Source organism: Chitinophaga sp. OAE865 (assembly GCF_040546735.1).
Classification (GTDB): domain Bacteria; phylum Bacteroidota; class Bacteroidia; order Chitinophagales; family Chitinophagaceae; genus Chitinophaga; species Chitinophaga polysaccharea_A.
The window spans coordinates 3795978-3813802 of record NZ_JBEPOF010000001.1; the positions used below are offsets into that span (position 1 = coordinate 3795978).

Sequence of the window (17825 nt, forward strand, 5' to 3'; positions counted from 1 at the left end):
TGATACACCGGTGTTCCCGTGGCTTTTACCTTCCCCGGGAGGCGTTTTACCGGATAATACTTGCGCGGTGCATGCACCGGCCTGTAATTTCGTCGTAAAAAAAACGATGGAAAACCCACATAGCAAAATCAGCCCTACCGCGAAAATTGCCGCTTACTGGAAGTCGTTATCGGATATTCCTTTCTCAAAGGAAATTGCTGTTGCCCTGCAGGCAGAGCAAACCGCGGAGCAGTCGCTCGGCAATAATATAGCCGCCATGACCACCTTCTCTCCTTTAATACTGGAAGCAAGATATAAGGCCATTGATGCCGCTATTATGAAAAGCGGGGCACAGCATATCATCGAACTGGCCTGTGGCTTATCGCCCCGTGGCTTGCAGCTCGCAGCGGCAGGGATTGAATATATAGGAACAGATCTACCGGAAATACTTGCAGAAAGCCAGCCTGTTATCAACAGCATAGGGTGGCGACAGGGATTGCCCATGCAACGTATTCATTTCCATGCAGCCAATGTATTGGATAAGGCGCAGCTTGAAAATGCTGCCGGGCATTTCCAGGGAAAAACATTTGATATCTGTAACGAAGGCCTGCTGATGTATTTAAATACTTCAGAGAAAAAGATCATGGCGGAGAATATACGGGCTTTGCTTAAAACTTCCGGTGGTTGCTGGATCACTACGGATATAATGTTTTCAGATATACGGAAGCAATTATTTGCCGCACTAACCGGCAGCCGCAAAGAACTGTATACTTCTGTGCTGGGCAACATTTCAGAACAGGTAGGAAGAAATATTACGGCAAATGATTTTGCAGATGAAGCTGCTGCTATGTCTTTTTATGAAGCTGCTGGTTTTAACATTGAAAAAATCCCGTTTTATGATAGCAGCTACCCGCTTTCCACACTGTATCTGGTGCCTGACGAAGTACAGGAATGGGCACTGGGGATTTTAACAGAGGCAAATACCTGGATACTTCAACCCATGGAACAGGTATAAGCAAGCACTCTTGTAAGGAGCGCCTGCTGTGTAAGTATGATGCAAACAGATAATAAAGAAATCACCATTACCGTGGAACCTACCAGGCCTGGAGGCATCAGCAATGAAAAACAGCCGGCTCTTGTTTTGAGCCGGCTGTTTTTTTTATAAGCTCACCCTGTTAAAGAAATTAATACTTAATGAACCAGATACTATTTTCAGGCGTACCGTGTGAAGCCCATTCGCAGGAAAGGAAAGTGTGCCTGCGTCTATGAGTGACCAGGCGCCGTTGCCGGTAACCGGCATGCTGATCACCGGCAGATCCACACCATCAACACTGAAGCGGATAGACGCCGCCTGGTTGGAAGAGTAGCGCACTTCGAACTTGCTGTTGCCGGCGCTGAAGGGAAGCTCTCTCCATTCCAGCCATTCATTGGCCTGTGTGTTGTTCACATGCCATCCGCCGTAGGTATCGCCATTCTTCACGATGTCCAGGTCGCCATCGCGGAAAGTACCGCCGCTGTTGCCGCTGCTAAGGTCATTGTAAAAATCGCATCCTTCCGCTTCCACTTTCAGTGTAGCAGGATATGGGTCGTTGCTGAAGCGCCGCAGGATATTGATACGTTGATTGGGATAATCATAATAAGTAACATCTTTGCTCCTGAAAATAGCGGCATTCTCTGCGCAGTCGGTGAAGCCTTCCAGTAAGGTAAACAGGGCGCCGGCTCCCCAGGTGTTGGTGAGCGTGTTGATCCAGGTTTGCCCGTGGTTGGCATCGATGAACATATTGGTAGTGCCTTGCACTACGCGGAAGCCCGGCACGCCGGAGCCTACTTTTACACCGTTGAAAGTATACAGCGTAGAGGGGTTGGTCATGTTAAACCAGTTATGCACGGCATCCGTTACCGTTGGGTCGTTCACGGCAGGGTCTCTGTCGATCCACGATTTTTCAATGACCAGGTAGGGATTTTGTCCGAAGGTAGCGTTGAACTGGGCGCGTATATATTGCAGGATCTTCTTCAGGTTACCGTTACCGGAATTAATAGCCCAGCTGGGATGCACGGCCCAGAAAAACACCACCGGCCTGCCGTTATACTTAAAGCGTTTGGCGTCTGGTATATTCTGGTAGGCGGTTTTGATATTGTAGGTCCAGATGTACTTATAATTGGCAGTATCGCCGCAGTCGAAAGGAGTGGAGGTCGTATAGCCCAGCCCGTTATCCACATTCCTGTTGGCGCACCAGGATGAGGGGCAGTCATCAAATACGGCGATGGTGAATTTACCGGTTACACCCCTGCGGTCCATGGCTTGCGTGAGCTTTGTCAGCTTACGCGGATCACCATGGTCAACGGTAGGCACATTGGGACTGTAGCCACGGCAATTGGCGGCGAAGAAGTCCTGCCCGCTGAAGGCAAATTCTTCCACCAGGTTATCCCACCAGTCGTCTTCGCTGGCAGATGATTTATACAGGGGCAGGTTGTAAAGGATGTTACCTGCAGGTGTGGGATTGGGGCCTCCTCCTGAACGGATGGTGTTATTGAAGCCAACTACGGAGCCAATGAATTGGGTGGCCGCCAGGGTGCTCGCGGAGGCCGACAACGTTTTGTCGCCTGGAACAGCTTCCGGTTCCAGTGCTTTCTTTGAGCAGGATGATATGCTCACTACAGTGATCAGTGCACTAACAAATAACAGGTGTTTCATAATCTGAAGTTTTATAAGATGGTAAATGAGGCATTGAAAGAAGAATGCCCATTAACGTGGAAAGAGGGGCGCAGCATTAGTGATGCTGCTGCCTCATGGCGGGTGATAATAATTCATACCGTGGGTTTTAATGAAGAAAAGGTGAAGGTAGAAGCACCTGCTTAACAAAAGGCTTAACAAGTGCATTAATAACGTGGAAGACACTACGAAAAAATGGGCGCTTGCTGTTTTCGGAGCTTTTCCGTATCATTACGTCTATAACGATAACCCGGTTAACCCAGTTTAACGGAAACAAGCTGCATCTTAAAAGAACGGACTCATGGACACTCATGCTTTTGCACTGACGGCAGATGGTAAGGATTATTTCCAGGCAGGTGATTTTATTGCTGATACCCGGTGGGGGCAGGGGAGCGATTGGTTTCTATTCGTGGCATTCCAATCAATACCTGTTCAGGGGCGTTTCAAAGCCATTGCCGGATGACGAAGAACTGATGGGGAGCCTGTATGAAGCTTTCGAGGATTTTCAGTGGGGCGATGCCGGCGACCTGTTTTTTGTGATACGCAAAAGCGATCTTGCGAAGAAGGACTTCCGCAAAGTGTATGTAACCCTGGAGAGCAGTTAAATTATTTAACGAAAGATATAATTGTCATGAGAGAAAAACTGGTTTCATTCTGGCAACGTTTTGGCCCGCCCCTGGAAGCGGTGGGGCTGATACTTTTACTCATTGCAAATACCTACATGAAAGATTCGATGGCTTTCAGGGTGGTAGCGATCCTTTATTGGCTGATTTGCCTGCTGCTTTACAGCATCACTGAGCCCAACTACCGTAGTATAAGGTTCTGGGTGTTCCTTGTACTGGGATTGCTGCTGGTAATCAACCAGCTGCCTCAATTTACGGGCGTGATGAATTAGCTGCCCGTTTCAGGCTTTTCTTTTTATCTGTATAACGACAGCGTATCCACACAGTAAGCGGTGTTATGGAACCGGACGACCCTTGTGCCAATACCGGACATTTTTTTTCCAAAAATATGTATATCCCAATGATTAACAATCATAAAATACCTGGCATTATTGTGGGGCGCGTCATCTGACCAAAGTCGCTATTTATGCTGAAAAACTATTTCAGGGTTGCCTGGAGAAACCTGGCTAAAAGTAAGATCTTTTCTTTCATCAATATCTTTGGTCTTGCCACAGGTATAGCAGTGGCTATGCTCATTGGCCTGTGGATCTATGATGAGGTTTCCGTTAATACGCATCATAAGCATTACAGCACGCTGTACCAGGTGATCATGCATCAAACTACTGACGGGGTAAGGCATACCAACCGTGGAATGCCTTTATCCATGGGAGATGAGCTGAAAGCCAGGTTTGCCGAATTTGAAGGGGTAGCCATGTGCGACTGGGGAGGAAGGCATTCTTTATCCTATGGCGATAAGAGGTTCAGTAAGGAGGGCTATTTCATAGGTGAGGAAGCCATTGATATGTTTTCATTTAAGGTGTTGAATGGTGATAGCCACCCCTTACATGATCCATACTCCATTGTGCTCACAGAAGAAACGGCGCATACGCTTTTCGGGAAGGAGAACCCTGTGGGTAAAATAGTGAAGCTGGACAATGCCTATGACCTGAAAGTGACCGCCGTTGTTGCCGGGCAGCCCAAAAATGCTACCCTTGTTTTTGACCTGTTACTTCCCTGGCAGCTACAGGAGAATATCTATCCGAATATCAAAACTTACAAAGACAATTGGGGAAATTACTCCTGGCGTACGTTTGTGCAGCTGAACGATCATGCCGATCCCGGCACCGTAAATGCCAAAATAAAGAATGTAATACTGGATCATTTCCCCGGCGACCAGCTGGTGATCAACTCAAAGCCGGAAGTGGCGATGTTTCCTATGTCAAAATGGAGATTATACGCCGATTTTGAAAATGGGGTGAACACCGGCGGTTTCATTAAATACATCAGGATGTTTGGAGCGCTGGGCCTGATCGTATTGATAATTGCCTGTATTAATTTTATGAACCTGAGCACAGCCCGGTCTGAAAAGAGGTCACGGGAAGTAGGTATCCGTAAGGCCGTAGGCAGTTTACGGAAACAACTGATGGGGCAATTCCTGATTGAATCGCTGTTTATTTCGGTGTTGGCCTTTTTTATGGCCCTGGGCATTACGGCTATTGCTTTACCTTATTTCAACAGGCTTACCGAAAAAACGATGAGCTTGCAGATCACCAATCCCTATTTCTGGGGGATTATGATAGTGTTTACCGTATTAACCGGGTTGCTGGCAGGCAGCTATCCTGCCTTTTACCTGTCGTCATTTAACCCGGTAAAAGTGCTGAAAGGAACGCACCGCGTTGGACCGGGCGGCGCCCTGCCACGGAAAATACTGGTGGTGACCCAGTTTGCCTGTTCTGTGGTCCTGATGATTGGCACCATTATCGTTTACCAGCAAATTCAGTACGGAAAGAACCGCCCGGTCGGCTTTAATAAGTATGGGTTAATTTCCATCAATTACTCTGATGATATCAAGAGGAATTTTGATCCTTTACAACAGGAGCTGTTAAATTCCGGCGCCGTGATTTCCGTTTGTAAAACCAATTCGCCTCCTACCGAAGTCTGGGCAAGACAAAGCGGTTGGGAATGGAAGGGGAGCCAGCAGAATGACAAGCTGATCTCTTTCCCAACCATTGCTACCGAGTATGACTATACGAAAACACTGGGCATTCAAATGAAAGAAGGCCGGGATTTTTCGAGGGATTTTGCTACCGACTCAAGTGGCGTGTTGTTAAACGAGGCGGCTGTAAAGCGAATAGGGCTGAAGAACCCTGTAGGGGAGGTATTGAAATGGAATGGAGAGAACCGGACCGTGACTGGCGTGGTGCCTGATATGCAGATGGAATCCCCTTTTCAACAGGTTTCCCCCTTAATGATCGTGTTCTTTAAAGGCTGGGTGAACCAGCTTTGCATCCGTATAAACCCCGGTATGCCGGTATCTGAAGCCATTAGCCGCATGAAGCCGGTGTTTGATAAGTATAATCCTTCCTTTCCTTTTGAATACAAGTTCGCAGACGAGGAGTATGCCAGGAAATTCAACTATGAAGAGCTGGTGGGAAGCTTAGCTGCCATCATTGCAGTATTAGCTATTATTATTTCCTGCCTGGGTCTTTTTGGCCTGGCTACTTTTATGGCAGAACAACGGACAAAGGAAATCGGTATCCGCAAAGTGCTTGGGGCCAGTGTAACAAACCTGTGGCAGATGCTTTCAGGAGATTTCGTGGTATTGGTGTTAACAGGATGCGCCATTGCCATACCTATTGCATTTTATGTCATGGATAACTGGCTAAAGCAGTATGAGTATAAAATTCATATTGGTGTATGGGTATTTATACTGGTGATGGCGTTATCTGTAGTGGTTACCCTGCTTACAGTGAGCTTCCAGGCAATAAAGGCCGCTATAGCCAATCCTGTAAAAAGTTTGAGAACGGAATAGCAGTTATATCCCCTGCGGTTTTCTTCATAGTGATGGGGCCGGCGTTTTTCCAACCCGTTATGTTGTACTTATTTACAACAGGTCTTTTTCTGTATCACGATAAATACGTTTTACGGTATTGGCTGGGCGTTTGCAGCTTTACTTCCTTGAATTGTTTACTGAAATGCGCCCAGCTTTTATAACCGCTTTCATAGCAGATATCCAGTATTGGCTGGGTAGTGGAGGTAAGTAGTTTACAGGCGTGGCTGATCCGTAAATCTCTCAGGAAATCAAAATATGTTTTCTTGATATTTTTTTTGAAGAAGCGGCAGAAGTTGGGCACGCTCATATTGGCGATAGCCGCTACCTCTTCCAGGGTTACTTTCTCCAGGTAATGTTTAAAAGAGAAATCAATAATTCTTTCGATGACCGGGTTCACTACATTGCCGGTGTCGTTAAAGTCTTCCGACAGGGTTTTATATTGCGTGGAATGGCCTATTTTATGCAGGCATTGCAGTAACAGGATGAGTTTATCAAATCCTTTTTCACGGTACATCAGCTGCATACTTTCGGACACTTCCTTTTTCAGCGCCTTCCCCAGTTGTATACCGTTGTTCTTTTGCAACAGGGATTGTATCGTTTTCATTTCTGTCATTTGTAACAATCCCTCCCCCCAGCAGTCGGCCGTGAAGTGTATCACCAGGGCGGCCCCTTTCATCTGCGGATGGCTTTTCCTGAACCAATGCGGAAGATTACCTGCCATGAAGAACACATCGTTCACTTTATAATCGCATACATAGTCCCCGATCATGGCAGTTCCATGTCCTTTTAATATCAGGATCAATTCATATTCGGGATGTTTGTGCCAGCTGGTTTCGAACTGCGGTGTTTCATAAATGCGGCAGGCAAAACTCTGGCTTGAATCATTGGTGATTTTTTGAAGAATCGTTTTCATACATGCCCTAAGATAAGCCATCTTATCATTTAAATGGATGAATATGTCGAAATATTGATAAGATAGCATATTTTCTTTCAAAAATAGCGGTTGAATACTTTTTAAAATCAGGCAATATTTGCTTATCAAAAACACGATATGAAAACAGTTACAGGAGAGAAAACATTCTTCGCAGGAATTCCGGCTATTCAATTTGAAGGTCCAAAGACAGATAACCCATTGGCTTACCGCTGGTATGATGAGACCCGGGTAGTAGCCGGCAAAACAATGAAAGAGTGGTTGCGTTTCGCTGTTGCTTACTGGCACTCTTTTAATGGAACAGGCGCAGATCCTTTTGGAGAAGCAACGCATCTTTTTGAATGGGATAAGAACACAGATCCTGTTGCCAGGGCGAAAGATAAGGCTGATGCCGCTTTTGAGCTCATTACCAAACTTAATCTCCCTTACTATTGCTTCCACGATGTGGATGTAGTGGATTATACAAACGATATCGAGGAGAATGAAAAGCGCCTGCAAACGCTTACACAGTACCTGAAACAGAAGCAGGAAGAGAGCGGAGTGAAGTTGTTATGGGGAACCGCAAACCTGTTCAGTCACCGCCGGTATATGAACGGTGCGGCCACCAACCCCGACTTCCATGTACTGAGCCATGCAGCAGCACAGGTAAAGGCTGCACTTGATGCTACCATTGCGTTAGGTGGAGAGAACTACGTTTTCTGGGGCGGCCGTGAAGGCTATATGAGCCTGTTAAATACAAACATGAAAAAGGAAAAGGAGCACCTGGCCAGGTTCCTGCAGGCATCAAGGGATTATGCCCGCAAGAATGGGTTTAAAGGTACTTTCTTTATTGAGCCTAAGCCTTGTGAGCCTACCAAGCACCAGTATGATTATGATGCAGAAACAGTGATCGGCTTCCTTCGCCAGTACGACCTGCTGAACGATTTTAAGCTTAATCTTGAAGTGAACCACGCTACACTGGCGGGCCATACCTTCCAGCATGAATTGCAGGTAGCAATAGATGCCGGCTTACTGGGAAGCATTGACGCCAACAGGGGCGATTACCAGAATGGATGGGATACAGACCAGTTCCCTACCAATCTCAATGAACTTACAGAAGCGATGCTGATTATCCTTGAAGGCGGCGGCTTTAAAGGAGGCGGTATCAATTTCGATGCAAAGATCAGGAGAAACTCTACCGATCCTGCTGATATATTCTATGCACACATCGGAGGGGTAGACAGCTTTGCCCGTGCCCTGATCACCGCTGATGCGATCCTTGAGAAAAGTGATTACAAAAAATTACGCCAGGAGCGTTATGCTTCTTTTGATGCAGCCACTGCAAAGGCATTTGAAGCAGGCCAGGCCAGCCTGGAAGACCTGCGCGCTTTTGCTGTTGCCAACGGAGAGCCGGCAGTGAGAAGCGGAAGACAGGAATACCTGGAGAATATCATTAATAACTATTTGTAGCATTTTAAGCATTCCCGTTATGGCCCTCGTGGCTATTACTCCCACCTGCTCTCATAAGAGCGGGTGGGATTTTTTTTTAGACCTTTAGTGTCATTCCATGCGGCAATAGCGGAAGACTGTGCAGTTTCACCCCGGTAACATCTGCTATTGCGTTGCGGATAGCGGGGGCCACGCCAACGATCGGCGCTTCGCCTGCCCCGGAGGAGGGAAGATCCTTCCTGTTGAGCAGCAGGATGTCCAGTTCGGGAATATCCCCAAACCGCGGCACCCGGTAGCTGGAAAGGGATGGATTTAAAATACGCCCGTCTTTAAAATCGACCGCTTCAAACAGGGCGCCTCCAAGTCCCTGCAATACGCAACCCATTACCTGGTTTTCCAGGTGCAGGGGATTTACAATGGCGCCGCATTCAAAAGCTACCACCAGCCGGAGCACCTGCAACTGCCCGTTGGATTTATTATAAGCTACTTCCGCACAGGTGGCCACATAGGCATTTTTCACAAATGCGCAGGCTATACCGTAACCACGACCGGTTTCCTTCTGCCGCCTCCAGCCGAATTTGGATGCTGCGGCCTCCAGTACCTGTTTTAACCGTTCATCTTTTAAATTGTTAAGCCGGAACTGAAGCGGGTCCTGTTTTACCTGGCGGGCCAGGTCGTCTATCACGCTTTCAATGGAGAACACGTTGGCCGTAGCTGCAAGTCCGCGGTAGGAGCCCTGTTTCAGCGGTGTGTCGGATGGATGGTATTGAATATGCCGTTGCGCCACTTCATATGGCACTTCGATGCCTGCACCGCCGGAGTTGTAGTTATGAAACTCCCAGGAAGTAAGCAATCCTTCTTTACCGGCGCCGGCGTTTACTTCAATGAGCCCGCCCGGTCTGAAGTAAGCCCATTTGAATTCTTCTTCACGCGTCCACAATACTTTTACCGGCTTACCCGTGGCCCTGGCCAGTCTTGCTGCTTCCACCGCCGCTTCCCCGCTGTGTTTTCCACCGTAGGCGGAGCCGGTGTCCGGCATCATCACCCGGATATTATTTTTCGGGATGGAGAATACTTCCGCCAGCTCTTCCTGTACTCCGAAAGGGCGCTGGGTGCCGGTCCATACCGTTAGCTTTTTATTTTCCCATACCGCCAGCGCTGCCCGCGGCTCCAGCGGAACATGGGCGATATACTGCACTTCAAAATGTTGTTGTACCTGTATGGGGGCTGCCTGCCAGGCCGCTCTAACGGCTTCCGGAGCGCCCTTTTCCCTGTTTTCTGAATGCGTTTTCAGGTACGTGAAAATTTCTGCCCTGGAAGGCTGAGGGGTGGTTTTCCAGCGGGCCTCTATCCTTGCCAGCGCATTGGCGGCTGTTTGAGGATCAGGGGCGGTTACACCGATGAAATTATCTTCCCTGACAACAGTTACGCCGGAAGAGATCTTTGCGTTCCCTGTATCCGCTGAAAGCAGCGATGCACCGTAGGAGGGAGGGCGGAGTATTTTCCCGTATACCATACCCGGCAGGGTCATGTCTGATACGTATTTATGTTTCCCGGAAACAAAACTTTTCGCATTCACCTTTGCTACCGCTGTGCCGGCGGTGCTCCATTTATCCGCGGGTGTGAGCTGTACCTGGTCATTTACCGGCAGCAGTATTTTCTGTCCTTTTGTGAGATCGCCGAAGCTAACTGTTTTACCCGAGGGGTTGTGGATGACCTGGCCATTTTTTACTTCTATAGTTTGTTTGCCAACGTTCCATTGCCTGGCTGCCATGTTTGCCAGCTCTTCTCTCAGGGAGGCGGCTGCCTTCCGCAGCTTCGGCCCCATTGCAGGCGTAGTAAGGCTTCCATAGGTACCGTGGTCGTAAGGCGTAAGCAGGGTATCGCCCATGATCAATTCGATGCTGCTAACGGGAAGGGAGAGTTCCTCCGCCACTGCCTGCGATAAAGAAGTGCGGATGTTCTGGCCTACTTCCACTTTCCCGGTGTAAACGGTGACCGTTCCGTTTTCCAGGATATGGATCCATGCGGCAATAGTATCATCACCGGGAGGAAAGAGGCCCGGTTGTTTTGACAATGCGTTCAGCTCCGTATAGGTAAGGGCCACCGCAATGCCGCCGCCCAGCAGTTTCAGGAAATTCCGCCTGTTGATCCCTTCAACGGGAGCTTCTTTTGTGCCTGAATTTTTCATTACCTGTGGTTTTAAGTTAAGCTTTGCTGACTGCCTTTATGATCCGTGGGTAAACGCAGCAGCGGCAAATATTTCCCTGCATGGCTTCTATGATCTCCTGCCTGGTGGGCCTGGGATTTTTTGTTTTTAAAGCAACTGCTGAGATGATCATGCCGGAGCAGCAGTAGCCGCATTGAAACGCATCTTCATCAAGAAACGCCTGTTGTACGGGATGCAGCTGCCCTTCTTTTTCCAGTCCTTCTATGGTGATCACAAATTTATCCTGTACGCTGGCCAGCGGTGTAATACAGGAAGGCGTAGCATGACCATCGATCAGCACCCTGCATGCGCCGCAGGCGCCTTCACCGCAGCCGTATTTACTACCGGTGAGCTGTAGATTTACTCTTAAAGCATCAAGAAGGGAGGTGTTAGCCGGCACATCCAGGGTATAATCCGTGCCGTTTACATTGATCTTCATAAGAGACGATTTATAATGATGAGAAAACCGTTGCTATCGGGTAAATCAAACTTAATTTAATCATAATAAGGTACTTCTGCAAGCCCGGTACCTAAAGGATAAGAAATGTTGAAAATACACTTATTTATTTTTATCTTACCGTGATTCAACATACGTATAAATTCCATGTCTACACTCTCTCAAATACTTGAGCATAAGATCATTGCCATCGTGCGTGGTGTGCAGCCGGAATATGTGTTAAGGCTGGCAGAGGCCATGTATGCAGGTGGTATCCGCCTGCTGGAGGTGACTATGAATTCAGCTGATCCGCTGACCGTTATCAGAGAAGTATCTGCCAGGATGGGCGATAAAATGATCATAGGCGCTGGCACTGTGCTGGATGCCGCTACGGCCCGTGAAGCAGCTGCTGCGGGGGCCCGTTTTATCCTTTCTCCCGTGCTGGAACCGGAGGTGATCACAACAGCCCGCGGGCTTGGCCTGGTGAGCATTCCGGGCGCTTATACCGCCACTGAAATTTATGCAGCCTATAAACAGGGAGCAGATATGATCAAGGTTTTCCCGGCTACTTCTGCCTCATATATCAAAGATATTACAGCGCCCCTGCCCAAAATGCACCTGCTGCCAACCGGTGGTATCACACCGGAGAACATCAGGGATTTCCAGCAGGCTGGCGCCGCCGGTTTTGGTATTGGCAGCGCGCTGGTGAATGCAAAGGCCGCCATTACGCCGGAATACCTGCAGCAACTGACGGAAAAATCGAGGCAGTTTATCCGCGCCATTCAATCCTGAAAAAGCAATATAACGTTATGAAGATAAGAAGCTATGAATTGTTCCAGGTGCCGCCCCGCTGGCTGTTCCTGAAAATAGAAACGGACGAAGGTATTATTGGCTGGGGCGAACCGGTGATTGAAGGCAAAGCCGCTACGGTTAAAACTGCAGTGGATGAACTGATGGAATACCTGATTGGTAAAGACCCTATGCATATTGAAGATCACTGGAACGTGATGTATCGTGCCGGCTTTTACCGCGGAGGGCCTATCCTGATGAGCGCCATTGCGGGCATCGACCAGGCGCTGTGGGACATCAAGGGAAAATACTACAACGCGCCCGTTTACCAGTTGATGGGAGGCAGGGCGCGTGACAAAATGAAGGTTTATTCCTGGATTGGCGGCGACCGCCCTGCAGAAGTGGGAGCTGCTGCCCGTAAGATGGCAGAACAGGGTTTCCTGGCTGTGAAAATGAATGCTACCGAGGAACTGCAGTATATAGACAGCTATGAAAAGATAGATGCTGCTATACAACGTATTGCCGCAGTGCGCGAAGCGGGTGGCCCCGGTATGGGTATCGGCATCGATTTTCACGGCAGGGTACACAAGCCTATGGCCAAAATACTGGCCAAAGAGCTGGAGCCTTTCCGCCCGATGTTTATTGAAGAACCGGTGCTGCCGGAAAATAATGAAGACCTGCGGGAAATAGCGCAACATGTAGCTATCCCCATTGCCACCGGTGAGCGTATGTTCTCCAAATGGCAATTTAAAACACTGCTGAAAGAAGGATACGCAGATATTATTCAGCCTGATGTTTCACATGCCGGCGGTATTACCGAGTGCAAGAAAATTATTTCCATGGCGGAAGCCTTTGATGTGGCGGCCGCCCCGCATTGTCCGCTGGGACCTATTGCACTGGCCGCCTGTTTGCAGGTAGATGCTACCTGTCATAATGCTTTTATACAGGAGCAAAGCCTGGGTATTCACTACAACCAGGGTAGCGACCTGCTGGATTACCTGGTTGACAAAACCGTGTTCCAGTACAAAGACGGCTATGTGGAAATTCCTTCCAAACCTGGTTTGGGTATAGAGATAAACGAAACGCATGTACGAAAAATGGCCGCGGAAGGGCATAACTGGCGCAATCCCGTGTGGCGCCACACGGATGGCAGTGTAGCAGAATGGTAAATACAGACCTGGAACTAAAACATGAGTGTTAAACCTACCAATATACGATACCGGATACTGTTCCTGATATTTGTGAACGTAGTGATCAACTATATGGACAGAAGCAACCTGGCCGTAGCTGCTTCTGAAATAGACAAGGAGTTTAAACTTACACCGGTGCAACTGGGGTTGGTCTTTTCCGCTTTTAGCTGGACCTACCTGGCGTTCCAGATCCCTGGCGGCATACTGGTGAACCGTTTCAGTCCACGTATTTTGTATACTTTCAGTCTTATTGCCTGGTCGCTTGCCACTATTATACAGGGGTTTGCAAAAGGCTTTACCACGCTGTTTGGTTTACGTATGGCCACCGGTGCATTTGAAGCGCCCGCATTTCCCATTAATAACCGGGTGGTGAGCAACTGGTTCCCGGATAATGAGCGGGCCTCCGCTATTGCAGTATATACTTCCGGGCAGTTCCTGGGCCTGGCCTTCCTGATGCCGGTGTTGTCGATGATCCAGGTGGAAGTGGGATGGAAGGGGTTGTTCGTGGTGACCGGTCTCATTGGCATTGTATGGGGCGTTATATGGTACCTGTTTTACCGGGACCCGTTCAGGCACAAGGGCGTGAACGCCGCGGAGCTGCAGCATATTGAAAGCGGCGGCGGCATGCTGGACAAACAGCAGGCTGAAAAGAGAACGGCTTTCCGCTGGACCGATCTGAAGGCCGTGCTTTCTTACCGCAAATTGTGGGGTATCTATATAGGCCAGTTTGCAGTGAACGCTACGCTCTGGTTTTTCCTCACCTGGTTCCCGAAATACCTGGTAGACTACCGGGGGCTGGACTTCATCAAATCGGGCTACTGGGCATCGATACCTTATCTCGCTGCATTTACCGGTATTTTGTGTTCCGGTTTTTTATCGGACTACCTGGTGAAGAAAGGCGTATCTGCTGCGAAAGCGCGCAAGCGACCTATCATCATAGGTTTGCTGTTGTCGGTCTTTATACTGGGCGCCAATTATGTAAATGCGCCCGGGCTTATTATCTTTTTTATGTCGCTCTCATTTTTTGGGATAGGCTTTGCTTCCATCACCTGGATCTTTGTATCCACGCTGGCGCCCAAACATCTCATCAATCTTACCGGCGGTGTATTTAATTTTGTTGGGCAACTGGCGGGCATCATTGTGCCCATTGTAATAGGTTTCCTGGCCAGCGGCGGTAACTTCGCGCCGGCATTGGTATTTGTGGCGATGCTGGGGTTGCTGGGCGCATGCTCCTATCTTTTCCTGGTAGGGAATGTGGAGCGGATAAAAACGGGAGAGGATGAGTAAAAAAAATAGCATAAACAGGCAGGAGATGAAATATTTTTTAAGTTGCGACTGGGGTACCAGCTCTTTCCGGCTACGGCTGGTGGAAACCGATAGCCTGCATATTATAGTAGAAGAAAGATCAGGGGCCGGTATTGCCGGTACATACCAGCAATGGCAGCAAACAACCCTGCCACGTGAAGAATTTTTTGCTGCGATCATCAACCGGCAGATTGACGAGCTTGAGGGAAAAACAGGTATCCCGCTGCAAGATGTGCCTGTAGTGCTTTCCGGTATGGCTTCTTCCAGTATCGGCATGATAGAACTGCCTTATAAAGCACTGCCTTTTCACCTGAGCGGAACCGGTCTGGGAGTGCATATCTTTCAACGGTTTATTATTGTTTCCGGCGCCAGCAGTGGGCATGATGTAATGCGTGGAGAAGAAACCAAAGTAGCCGGCTGTCTTACATTGCTACCTGATGTTGATGAGGAGCAGTGGCTGTTACTACCGGGTACGCATCCCAAGCATATAGTAGTGCATAACAAACAGGCAGTTCGTTTTCAAACTTTCATGACAGGCGAATTTTTTGACTTGTTGGCCACCCACAGTATCCTTGCTGCATCGGTAGGTGCAGAAGGTACACTGGAAGATTCCCTTGCCTGCTTTACAGAAGGGGTGCGCGCCGGATGGTCGGATAACCTGCTGCATGCGGCGTTTATGGTACGTACCAACCAGGTGCTCAAAAAGATGCCAGCGGCACATAACCGTTTTTATTTAAGCGGGTTGCTGATTGGTGCGGAACTGAAAGCGGTACCGGCTGATGTGGAGGTATACCTGGTGGCGGGGCCGCAGCATGCCCGGCTTTACACTGCGGCGTGTGAGGCGCTGGAGATAAAGGTAGCGAAGGTGATTGACGGAGATGAGGCGTTGGTGAGAGGGCAGAGGGAGGTGGTGCTGAGAACTATCATAGAGCGTAATGACATGAGGTATAATTCAGGAGTGAACGATGCCTGAAACTGGTGGTGTTTTTACTTTAGCAGAGAAGTTTCAACCAATGGTTTACAGGTTTGAATTATTGGTTGATGGAATAAGGGAAGCAAGTGGGAGGCGTTTTTTAATGATAGCGCCTTGCCCCACTGCTTCATCAGACAGTGGGGGCACCGTATGCCTGGAAGAAACTATATATATCTTTCGCCAGTAGCTCCGGGCACTCCATCGCCGGAAAATGTAATCCCTCATCATAAGCGCTCCACCTGTCGGGGTTGCCCAGCGGCCCCAGTAATTTTTTAAGGAGTGCACCATTGCCACCAAAGGCTGCCATTGCCGAAGGGATTTTTGGCGGCGCCCATGATTGTTCAGCTGCCGGTTGTGTATTGGCATCACTGTTTTGTGTGTTCCAGTTGAACGACATATTCATGCCATCGTACAATGTATAAGCAGCAGATGCCCCAAGCTTATTGAACCAGTAAATTGAAATATTGGTAAGCATAAGATCTAATCCGATGGCATCTTCAGGCAAATGTTTCGCGGCATTTGTCCATGCCTGGAATTTCTCCATGATCCAGCCTAATAAGCCTACAGGGCTATCGGTGAGCGCATACGCCAATGTTTGTGGTTTTGTTGATAAGATCTTCAGATAGGCGGTTTCATTTTTCTCATAATCCTTGAACCCGGTGATCTGTTCCTTTTCAAGGTCTGAGAAGGATTGCAGATCCTGCGGCAACATACCCATGCCTGTTACAGCTGTGTAATCGGTATTTACATGCGTTCCTATTAACCGGTGGCCTGCAATTGCGGATAGCATGCCTGTTATGCCAGCGCCCATATCTGTACCATGCACAGCAAATTTTTCATATCCCAATGTGGTCATCAGTTCTGCAAAAACAGCCGCTATTTTTATCAGGTCCCAACTTTCTTCATTAGAAGGAATGGAAAAGCCAAATCCTGGTATGGAGGGAATGATCAAATGAAAAGAAACGGCTGGTTCCGTTCCATGTTGCAGTGGGCTGGTAAGCAGGTCGGCTATCTTTATAAACTCAACAAATGAGCTGGGATAACCGTGAATGAGCATCAATGGAATAGCATTTGGATCAGCTGATCTGATATGCAGAAAATGTATAGGCTGCCCGTTTATGTTGGCTATGTATTGAGGGTATTGGTTTAACCAGGCTTCCTGCTTTTTCCAGTTAAATGTTGTTTGCCAATAGTGTACAATTTTTTGGAGATAAGGCACGGGCGCTCCGCATTTCCAGTCATTTGTTTTTCCAGCAGGAAAGCGCGATAAGGCTAGTTTTTGATTCAGATCATCAATTTCCGCCTGCGGAATGTTAATTGTGAACGGGGTGATTGTGTTATTCATGCTATATAGTTTTATTGCAGTAAAGTTGCTTCAAAAATTATCAGCATAATTATCAAAATGTCGGTAATAATGGTGATTTTTCCGGTAATGCATTATTCATGCTTCCTGTATGCAGCAGGCGTTAGGTGCTCTCTTTTTTTAAAAGCTTTAATAAAGTTGGAAGTTTCGGGGAAATTAAGCCAGTCGGCAATTTCCTGGACCGACATAGTTGTTTGTCTCAATAATGTTTTTGCTTCCAGGAAAACCGTTTCGTCGATCAATGTTTTGGCAGGTTTTCCTATTTCGGATAACAGGATCTCACTCAGGTATTTGGGGGTTATGTTCATTTCCCGGGCATAAAAATCGACGGTTCGTTTTGTTAAGAAATGTTCCACCACAAGGCTTTGAAATTGCCTTGCCAGTTTCTGTTTATGAGTGAGCCCATTCAGCTTATGGGTAAGATCGGTATCATACATTTTTTTTGCGAGCATGAGGATGGAATAAACGATACAGGTAACAATGGTTTCATCATCCCTGAACGCTTTAAGTGTGTTGAACAACAATCTCATTTGCTTTAATTGCGCGGTATTTAACTGGATTACATGGTTGCCGCCGGGCTGGAAGAACGGAAGCGAATCAGGAAACCCGGCAAAAGGGGAGCTCCTGAAGAAATCGCGTGTAAACAGTACCGTATCTGTTAGTGCAGTAGATTCATTCAGCCACTGGGAAATAGTACCGGGGCCGATGGCAATACAACTGCCCTTGCTTATGACGTATTCATTGTTTGCAATAAGAACGTTGTCTTTACCGCCGTAAGTAATGCCTATGCCATAAAAAAAGTTACGTATCGGGAAACGGATATCTGCCACTTTAAAGGTGGCGTCGTCCAGCAACATATATTGGGTATTTGCTGCTTTAAAGAAATTATACTTTATATATTTAAAGATGTCGAATGATGCAAGATCCATTCCCTTTCTCATATGGGTATGTATGGTTGCTATAAATTAAGGTATTGTTGGGCGGATTACCAAAAAAATGTGCCGTATAATGGGA

15 protein-coding genes are annotated in these 17825 nt (G+C 47.9%); 9 read left to right on the forward strand and 6 right to left on the reverse strand.

Annotated features, from left to right (window positions below):
• The first annotated feature begins 106 nt into the window (after positions 1–106).
• Positions 107–994, forward strand: a complete 888-nt coding sequence (locus ABIE50_RS15480; protein ID WP_209860050.1) for a hypothetical protein — start codon at positions 107–109, stop codon at positions 992–994.
• Between the two features lie 144 nt (positions 995–1138).
• Here ABIE50_RS15480 and ABIE50_RS15485 read toward each other — a convergent pair whose 3' ends face one another.
• Positions 1139–2674: a DUF5010 domain-containing protein gene (locus tag ABIE50_RS15485; RefSeq protein ID WP_209860048.1), complete on the reverse strand. Its 1536-nt coding sequence runs from the start codon at positions 2672–2674 to the stop codon at positions 1139–1141.
• 350 nt (positions 2675–3024) lie between these two features.
• Between ABIE50_RS15485 and ABIE50_RS15490 the strand changes: the two genes are divergently transcribed.
• The 3 genes from ABIE50_RS15490 (at position 3025) to ABIE50_RS15500 (ending at position 6166) form a co-directional block, all read left to right on the forward strand.
• The gene (locus tag ABIE50_RS15490) at positions 3025–3297 is read left to right on the forward strand and encodes a DUF1963 domain-containing protein (protein WP_209860046.1); all 273 of its coding nucleotides are present in this window, start codon (positions 3025–3027) and stop codon (positions 3295–3297) included.
• A 26-nt stretch (positions 3298–3323) separates the two neighbouring features.
• On the forward strand, positions 3324–3587 hold the full coding sequence (locus ABIE50_RS15495) for a hypothetical protein (RefSeq protein ID WP_209860044.1): 264 nt from the start codon (positions 3324–3326) through the stop codon (positions 3585–3587).
• Positions 3588–3781: 194 nt separating this feature from the next.
• Positions 3782–6166 (forward strand): ABC transporter permease, encoded by a 2385-nt coding sequence (locus ABIE50_RS15500; RefSeq protein WP_209860042.1) that lies wholly within the window; start codon positions 3782–3784, stop codon positions 6164–6166.
• A gap of 94 nt (positions 6167–6260) precedes the next feature.
• Here the strand turns inward: ABIE50_RS15500 and ABIE50_RS15505 are convergent, their stop codons facing one another.
• Positions 6261–7100, reverse strand: coding sequence for an AraC family transcriptional regulator (locus ABIE50_RS15505; RefSeq protein ID WP_185937190.1), 840 nt, complete (start codon positions 7098–7100; stop codon positions 6261–6263).
• 138 nt (positions 7101–7238) lie between these two features.
• Here ABIE50_RS15505 and xylA point away from each other — a divergent pair, with 138 nt between their 5' ends.
• Positions 7239–8567 carry a xylose isomerase gene (gene xylA, locus ABIE50_RS15510; RefSeq protein WP_209860040.1) on the forward strand — a complete coding sequence of 443 codons (1329 nt, stop codon included), beginning with the start codon at positions 7239–7241 and terminating at the stop codon, positions 8565–8567.
• Positions 8568–8643: 76 nt separating this feature from the next.
• Here the strand turns inward: xylA and ABIE50_RS15515 are convergent, their stop codons facing one another.
• Positions 8644–10737 (reverse strand): xanthine dehydrogenase family protein molybdopterin-binding subunit, encoded by a 2094-nt coding sequence (locus ABIE50_RS15515; RefSeq protein WP_209860039.1) that lies wholly within the window; start codon positions 10735–10737, stop codon positions 8644–8646.
• Between the two features lie 16 nt (positions 10738–10753).
• Positions 10754–11194: a (2Fe-2S)-binding protein gene (locus ABIE50_RS15520; protein WP_209860038.1), complete on the reverse strand. Its 441-nt coding sequence runs from the start codon at positions 11192–11194 to the stop codon at positions 10754–10756.
• Positions 11195–11359: 165 nt separating this feature from the next.
• Here ABIE50_RS15520 and ABIE50_RS15525 point away from each other — a divergent pair, with 165 nt between their 5' ends.
• From ABIE50_RS15525 to ABIE50_RS15540, 4 genes are read left to right on the forward strand one after another with little or no spacing between them, the layout of a single operon-like run.
• The gene (locus tag ABIE50_RS15525) at positions 11360–11983 is read left to right on the forward strand and encodes a bifunctional 4-hydroxy-2-oxoglutarate aldolase/2-dehydro-3-deoxy-phosphogluconate aldolase (RefSeq protein ID WP_209860037.1); all 624 of its coding nucleotides are present in this window, start codon (positions 11360–11362) and stop codon (positions 11981–11983) included.
• Positions 11984–12000: 17 nt separating this feature from the next.
• Positions 12001–13149: a galactonate dehydratase gene (dgoD, locus tag ABIE50_RS15530; protein ID WP_209860036.1), complete on the forward strand. Its 1149-nt coding sequence runs from the start codon at positions 12001–12003 to the stop codon at positions 13147–13149.
• Positions 13150–13170: 21 nt separating this feature from the next.
• On the forward strand, positions 13171–14457 hold the full coding sequence (locus tag ABIE50_RS15535; protein WP_209860031.1) for an MFS transporter: 1287 nt from the start codon (positions 13171–13173) through the stop codon (positions 14455–14457).
• A gap of 25 nt (positions 14458–14482) precedes the next feature.
• Positions 14483–15448: a 2-dehydro-3-deoxygalactonokinase gene (locus ABIE50_RS15540; RefSeq protein ID WP_209860029.1), complete on the forward strand. Its 966-nt coding sequence runs from the start codon at positions 14483–14485 to the stop codon at positions 15446–15448.
• Between the two features lie 130 nt (positions 15449–15578).
• Here the strand turns inward: ABIE50_RS15540 and ABIE50_RS15545 are convergent, their stop codons facing one another.
• On the reverse strand, positions 15579–16793 hold the full coding sequence (locus ABIE50_RS15545; RefSeq protein ID WP_209860027.1) for an epoxide hydrolase family protein: 1215 nt from the start codon (positions 16791–16793) through the stop codon (positions 15579–15581).
• Positions 16794–16885: 92 nt separating this feature from the next.
• A complete protein-coding gene (locus tag ABIE50_RS15550) occupies positions 16886–17752 on the reverse strand; it encodes a helix-turn-helix domain-containing protein (RefSeq protein ID WP_209860025.1) in 867 nt (288 codons plus the stop codon).
• Positions 17753–17825 lie beyond the last annotated feature (73 nt).